This is a genomic window from Mesorhizobium sp. M7A.F.Ca.CA.002.09.1.1 (assembly GCF_003998555.1).
Classification (GTDB): Bacteria; Pseudomonadota; Alphaproteobacteria; order Rhizobiales; family Rhizobiaceae; genus Mesorhizobium; species Mesorhizobium ciceri.
In genome coordinates, this window is record NZ_RZRR01001264.1 from 1 (window position 1) to 1,159 (window position 1,159).

The 1,159-nt window shown below is 65.4% G+C and carries 1 protein-coding gene and 1 pseudogene; both read left to right on the plus strand.

The features are described 5' to 3' along the window. Positions 1-342, plus strand: a pseudogene (locus EN994_RS32375) (DNA topoisomerase IV subunit B); the annotation flags it as partial. Between the two features lie 45 nt (positions 343-387). Beyond that, the coding region (locus EN994_RS32380) for an FUSC family protein (protein WP_164746463.1) at positions 388-1,159 on the plus strand (772 nt) is incomplete at its 3' end.

The following is a 1,159-nucleotide window of genomic DNA, read 5'->3' on the forward strand; positions in this document are numbered from 1 at the left end:
CTCTATCTCGCCGTGCCGCCGCTTTACTCGATCAGGCAAGGCGGCAAGGTCGCCTATGCCCGAGACGACGCCCACAAGGACGAGCTCCTGCGCACCGAATTCACCGGGCGCGGCAAGGTGGAACTGGGCCGCTTCAAGGGTCTGGGCGAGATGATGGCCGCCCAGCTCAAGGAAACCACCATGGATCCGAGGAAGCGAACGCTGCTCAGGATCGATGTAATCGACGCCGAGACGGCGACCAAGGACGCCGTCGATGCGTTGATGGGCACGAAGCCGGAGGCCCGCTTCCGGTTCATCCAGGAACGCGCCGAATTCGCCGAGACGGAAGTGCTGGATATCTAGCCGCCAGCCGGTCCATAACAAGGCTCCAGCTGCGGAGACGAGCATGTGACCAGGACGCGGCTGAAAGGCTATTTCGGGACGAGTTTAGCCGGGTTGACGCAGCCGACGCGCTCCGACTGGATCTTTGCCTTGCGCACCGTTTCAGCCGGCTTGATCGCGCTGCTGGCAGCCTATGCGCTGAAGCTCGACCATCCGCAATGGGCCATGATGACGGTGTTCATCGTCGCCCAGCCGGTTGCCGGCATGGTGCTGGCGAAGGGCTTCTACCGGCTGCTCGGCACGCTGGTCGGCGGCATCGCCGCGATCGGCATCACCACCGTTTTCGGCACCAACCCCTGGGTGCTGGTGACTGTGCTTGCCGTCTGGATCGGCATCTGCACCTTCGTCTCGTCGCTGCTGCGCAATCCGGAAGCCTATGGCGCCGCCCTGGCCGGCTACACCGCAATGATCATCGGCCTGCCCGCTTTCGGACAGCCGCATCTCGTCGTCGACCTCGCTGTCGCGCGCTGTGCCGAGATCGTGCTCGGCATCGTCTGCGCCGGCCTGACCAGCCGGCTGATCCTGCCAAAACTGGCCAGCGACGCCATCGTCTCGCGCCTGAAACGCTGCATCCTCGATCTTGCCACCTATGCCGGCGGTGCGTTCTCCGGCGGCGACCCGGCAACGCTGTCCGCGCTGCACCGAAAGCTGGTCACGGATACCCAGACGCTCGGCGAGATGCGCGCCTATGCCAGGCTCGAGGCGCCGAGCTTCGCGCCGCGCGCGCATCTCGCCGAGCGTCTGGGTATCCGTGACCAGCTTTCGGTGCAGCGCGGAC